General features: G+C 45.0%; 1 protein-coding gene. It reads left to right on the top strand.

The features are described 5' to 3' along the window. Positions 1–441: 441 nt before the first annotated feature. The coding region (locus tag HUU58_16000) for a right-handed parallel beta-helix repeat-containing protein (GenBank protein NUN47176.1) at positions 442–6,957 on the top strand (6,516 nt) is incomplete at its 3' end.

Here is a 6,957-nt window from a genome sequence, read left to right as displayed (position 1 = left end):
GCTTTGGATCCATCCTTTACGGCGGCGTCCAATCAGCCCGGTATAGCGACCCTCTTGCTCAATAAGCTGGAGGCCTTGGCTAAACTCTACTGATCGCTTCACACAAAACCTTTCCACTACACACAACCCCGTTGATGAGACGGGGTTGTCGCGTTTGGGGACATTACATAAAAATGATTGACAGCATACCGCGTTTATGGTATTATGTGTCAAAAAACTGACGATTAGTTAAAAAATCTATTTTTTGTGATGCTCGTCACAGCGATGAAGTGTTTTAATTGTGCATACTGATAACTTACTACATGAACATGCATGTAAGGCTACCCAACTATTTATTAATATAGCGTTTAATTTTTATACATGTTTGATCTGATCGGGCGATGTACGCAAAAATACTGATTAAAAATAATTAAAAATAAATTCACTAATTCGGAGAAACTCATGGGAAGAGTTTTACAAGCCTCAGGTAATTTTACTTTTTTATCCAACGAAAAAACATTCATTTTTGTGAATAAGGTAACCCAACAAATTGCTACATTTGCAGTTTCTTGGATCCTCTGCTTTTGGCTTCTTGGGTTAGTGACAGTTCCGAAGTCATATTCGCAGACGATTAGTGGCCCAAGAATGTATTACGCCCAGAACACGAATCCTTCGCCGGTAATCAAAGCTAAACTTGATGGAAGTAGTGGTCAAACGGTACATTCCGGCCTTGTACAGCCTTGGAGTATAGCACTGGATATTGCCGGTGGTAAAATGTACTACACACTGTACGGCGGCGGACAAGTTCGCCGGGCGAATCTCGATGGGAGTGGCGATGAATTGTTGTTTTCATCAAGTGGGGCGCGTGGTTTAGGGTTAGATATTGCGGCTCAGAAAATCTACTGGACGTCTTGGTTTGGCGGTACTGTCCATAGAGGTAATTTTGACGGAACCGGGATGGAAACACTTGTCAGCGGTTTATCTTCTCCGACAGGTTTGGCTGTGGATGTTGCAGGTGGCAAAATATACTATTCCGACAATACGAATATTCGTCGGGCTAATTTAGACGGTACTTCGCAACAAAATTTGTATACTGAAACATTTGTTTGGGGGCTTGTTTTAGATGCTAGAACACAGAAAATTTATTGGGGAAATCAAAATTTCGATCAAATCAAAAACGCGCCCATGAGTGGTGGATCCCCTACGGTAATTTCAACTAATTCCGGATTTGATCAAAATGTTTTAGCTATTGATACCATTGCCGATAAGTTGTACTACGCTACAGGCCTTTCAACTAAACAAATCCGCCGAATTAATTTGGACGGAAGCGGAGATGAGCTACTCTTGACATTGCCCAACGAAGGTCGCGGAATAGCTTTGGATCTTCGAAATCATCCTCCGACTGCACCATCCGGTTTCTTTGCGATGGGACAAAATAACAGCATTGTTCTGAAATGGAGAAAGGGTGCGGAAGATGATATTATCAAATATCGTATTTTTGCAGGCCCCGCGCCCAATCCGACAGCCCAAATTGATTCGACTACAGGAGGTATCTCTGATACCTCGAAAACGATAACCGTTGCTAACGGAACATTTCAGTATTACCGCGTAGCCGCCGTAAATGCCGGAACGGCACAAGGTGCTTACTCCAACCAAGATGTTGCAATTCCAGCGGCCGGTGCCGGAAATTCGCTTGTTTTCAATGGTAGCTCGTATGTGGAAATCGCCAACGAAGCGGCTTTTGATTTTACAAATTCAGTAACGCTGGAAGCTTGGATTCGTGTCAATAGCTTTGATCAAGTGTGGCAAGCGATTGTCACCAAAGGTGATAATACGTATCGCTTGACGCGTAATAACGCGACAAACGCATTGTATTTTGCTGCGTCAGGCCCCGGTAACGTCAGTGGCTCCAAAGATGTTGCCGATGGGTTATGGCATCACGTAGCAGGGGTGTACGATATAGGAAATTCCGAACTGCGTCTTTATGTGGATGGTGAATTGGATGGTATTTCAGGCGCTTCGGGTCCGATTGATTTATCGGATGCGCCGATTTGGATCGGAAATAATTATAGTTTTCCCGGTCGTGCTTGGAATGGAGAAATTGACGAAGTGCGAGTGTGGAATGTGGCACGCACACAATCGGAAATTGTGGCGGATATGCACAAACCTCTTCGTGGTGATGAAGCAGGCCTTGCCGGGCTTTGGCACTTTGATGAATCCAGTGGTACGACGACATACGATGTTACGGCCGGTGATAATGACGGTACGTTGATTAACGGTCCGACGTTTACCGCGTCGGGTGCCATGCCGCTGCTTGTTACGTCGATTCTTGACAATGGCGTTGGTACGTTACGATCGGCTATCAATTTTGCCAATGCTAATCCGGGTGCCGATACGATTCGTTTTGCAACTAATATTGATGGAGCTACCATCTCACTTGCATCGGCTCTTCCAATGTTGACAGACGACTCTACGTTTATCAATGCCGATATTAATAATGATAGTTTGCCCAATATATTTTTAGACGGGCAGGGAAGTACTTCTAATGGTTTTAATTTGTCCGCGACGGCGCTTCGTGTCACCATACAGGGATTTCATATAGACGGATTTACTTCCAATGGAATCATAAGTGATGCGCCGTTCACAACGATTCAGTATAACCATTTCGGGCTTATCAGTGCGAATGCGCAAGGGATCACGTTGACGGCGGAAGATAACAAAGTGTTCCGTAATGTTATCGCGGGCGGTGGAACGGGTATTTACGGTGGTTCCGATGCTACGGTGGATACGACGATGATTTTAGATAATCTGATCGGTACGAATGCTTCGGGCACTGTCGCATTGCGTCCAGGCAACGGCATTTATGTTACTTATCGTATTACTCAACAAGGCTGGACGATCAAGAATAATGTGATTAACGGTAATACCAACGCTATCCAACTTAATAGTGCATTTTCCTTTCCTATCAATGGGTTTACCATTATCGGGAACAAGATAGGTACCGACAAAGATGGACTCAACGGACTCGGAGGTAGTAATGGTATTTCTATTGGGCCAAACTCAAGATTCCATCACATCGGCGACGGTACAGTGCCTGGTGGAAACCTGATTTCCGGTAATCTGAGTTTTGGTATTCAGATAACCAACACGGATTCAATATGGGTTTTAGGTAATTATATAGGAACTGATGTGACCGGCAATGCGTCGTTGGGAAACAACGCGGGCGTTTCCGTGTCCACATCCAATAATATATGGATAGGCGATGGCACGATTGGCGGGCGTAATGTGATTTCCGATAATACCACGTTCGGTGTCGGAGTTAGCGGTGGCGACAGTGTTCGCATTACCGGAAACTATATCGGCCTCGGCGCCAATGGGAACACAGCGCTTGGTAATCAAAGCTATGGTGTATCGTTGACGAACGACGAATATACCATCGTACGAGATAACGTGGTGGCTTCAAACAACAGCGAGGGCATGTATATTACCGGTGGTATGTACCGTATTGTAGATAACAATATTATCGGTTTGAATGCGGCTGGAAATCTTGTGCGTCCCAACAGCGCCGGTATTTTTATGTCTTCTTCGAAGTATAATAAAATAGGCGAATCGCTGGGTAATACCATTTCGGGAAATACCAACGACGGTTTGATTTTTTCATCTTCGGATTCCAATGAAATATATAAGAATGTTATTGGTCTCGGAACGGCAGGAGTGGCTACGTTTGCCAACGGAGGTACCGGGATAATACTCCAGCAGTCCAGCGCTAATTTCATAGGAAACGGAGCGGCCTCCGGTCGTAATATTATTTCTTCGAACGCGGGCCATGGTATACGTATCATTGCTACGGCTGCCAAGGCAGAAAATAATTTGATTCGCAATAATTACATCGGAGTCGGAGCTGACGGATCCCTGATCCGAGGTAACGGACAAAATGGTATCAGCCTTTATTCGATCCCTTCTTTTAATACCACCGGTAATTATTTTAACGCAAATATCATCGCACACAACGGTTTTTATGGCGTCGAAGCGGACGGAGCCAGTGATGCGGATAGTAATCAATTGGATCAGAATGTCTTATTTGCCAATACTTTGGGTGGTATCAATTACGTTTCTGGATCGCAGGGTGGCGTTGCACCGCCGCGTATTGAGGCCATGTTTGAAGATTCGACGATTGCAATACAGGCGGCCCCGGGTGCATACATTCAAGTTTTTGCGGATGCCGGATCTCAGGGTGAAATCCCTTTGATTACAGGATTTGCCGATGCATCGGGCGGTTATCTTGGTGATGTTCGCCTGGCCTTACGTAATTATTTTGGCTATAACATAACGGCTACACAAGATAGTGCCGGTAACACGTCCGGTTTTGCCGTTAATACATGGCCGTTTGGCTTAACGGATCCGACACTCGTTGCCAATAACAATAATTCCGGCACGGGAAGTTTGCGTTTTGCAATCAACTATGCCAATTCGCATGCCGGGCCTGATACCATTCGTTTTGATGTACCGATGGTGGGGCAAACTATTTTTCCTGCTACAATGCTGCCCGATATCACAGATGATTCGACAGTGATTGACGGTGATATTGATATGAATGGTTTACCGGATATCACATTAAACGGTGCCCCGTTTAATGTACCTATCGGTTTGACGATTAATTCGAATTACAACGAAATTCGTAATTTGAATATTACCGGTTTTGGTTCGATGGCGAGCGGTATTGATATTAACGGAGGCGCATACAACCTTATCGTCGGTTGCCGAATATATAATAATAATGATGGTGTTAATATTTTCAATGGCGCGCACCATAACCGTATCGGTGATGGCACCATCGCAGGTCGAAATTATATTTATAACAATACGGACGCGTTTACAGGATTCGGTATTCTGATTGAGGGGCTCGGGACGGACTCGAATATCGTTTATGGTAATTTCATCGGTACGGCCGACGGTATTACGGAATCAGGCAACAGTTCGGACGGTGTTATGATACGCAATCAAGCACGATACAATCGTATCGGCGGTGTCGGCGGATCATATAACGTTATTTCCGGCAACGGTCGGAATGGTATTCGTGTCGAATCAGATAGTAACATCGTGACCGGCAACTTTATCGGCTTGGATTCTCTCGGAACCGGGGCACTCGGCAATCAAGGATACGGAATTCACTTATTACGTGCTCACGCCAATACGATCGGCGGTACAGCGGTTGGCTCCGGAAATGTGATTGTCGATAATTCGCAAGCTAATCTTAACGGCGCAGGGATTTATCTCGATAGTGCAACATATAATGCAATCTTAGGCAATTACCTTGGTGTGGATGTCTATGGTAATATGGCTTTGGCCAACCAATCCGGCGGCGGTGGGGGTTCAAGTATTACGCTGGATAATCAATCCAATCACAATATCATCGGAGACGGTACCGCAGGTGGGCGCAATGTGATGGGTGCCGGTGGTAGCGGCGCTGATATGGCTTCGCATGTACTTATTACAAATAATTCCAATTTTAATCTCATTGCCGGTAACTATATCGGTGTCGGTGCAGACGGTACCACGGCACTGGGTATTGGAAGCGGTGTTTACATAAGCGGAAGTATAAAAAATCAAATTGGTTTGTCGGCTCCGGCTGAGGCCAATATCATATCGGGTAATCCTGACGGTGGTATCGTGTTGAGCGACGCCGATTCCACACTAGTATTGCAAAACTATATTGGTGTCAACGCGTCTGGAAACGCAGCCGTAGGCAACAGCTTTGGTGTCCGGTTAAACAACGGAACAACGCACGCTAATATCGGGAACGCAACGGTCTCAGGTAGAAACATTATTTCCGGCAATAGCAATTTCGGTATATCCATAGAAGATGTTGGCACGGATAGTAACTTAGTACGCAGCAATTTGATCGGGCTTGATCTCGCAGGTACGACAGCTGTTCCGAATTCTAACGCCGGTATTTCCATTCAGGATGGAGTGGATAATGAAATCGGTGACGGTTCTGTCGGAGGGCGCAATGTTATTTCCGGTAATTCAGGTCATGGTATTTATAATTTTAGTCGAACACGTATCGCAGGCAATTTCGTTGGTCTTGATGTCAATGGTGACAACGCTATCGGAAATACAGGATATGGTATCTATACCGTATCAGATAGCACTGAAATAACGAGTAATTATATTTCAGGAAATTCATTTACTGGAATTCAGGTTGTATATGGTCGTAAAGTGAAAATTCAAGCAAACAGTATTGGTCTTGACGTTACAGGCACGATTCAACGCGCTAATGGCACTGCCGGTGTTGTACTTTTTAATCATTCCAATGCTTGGGTCGAAGGAAATTCGATAACCGGAAATACAGGCGATGGCATTCGTATTGAAGAGTTGTCATTTGGCAATACTATCTTTAGTAACAATATCGGTATGCAATATGGCCCAATCGGCAATTCGCAGAACGGTATCGTACTTATCGATAATGGATTTTCTTATCCATCTAATAATCTAATTGATTCAAATCACATTGCATACAACGGAAACTTTGGTATTACTATTCAAGGTGCACAAACTGACAGTAATTTGCTTGTCGACAATTTTATTTATAAAAACGTCGGCGGCGGTATTGATATCAGCGGTGGTGCGCAGCAGGGTATAAATCCTCCTACGATTACATTGGGGACGTATGGAGGAATAGTTGCCGGTACGGCAAACAGTAATGCGCTAGTGTACGTTTACGCCGATTCTGCCGATCAAGGTGAATATTTCTTAGATACGGTTCGTGCGGATGGCTCCGGTAACTGGACCGCCAACGTAACACCTGTCGGAGGTACACGCTATACAGCGATTCAGGAATATAATGAACAGACGTCGGGATTTTCTGCGCCGTTTATCGATCCGCTATTAGTCATCAATACCAACGATGCCGGTGCCGGTTCACTGCGTGATGCGGTGACGTATGCGGAGTCCCATAGCGGAGCGGATACGATACGA

Source organism: bacterium, from assembly GCA_013360215.1.
Lineage (GTDB): Bacteria > CLD3 > CLD3 > SB21 > SB21 > JABWCP01.
This window is presented reverse-complemented; position numbering and strand designations above follow the sequence as displayed.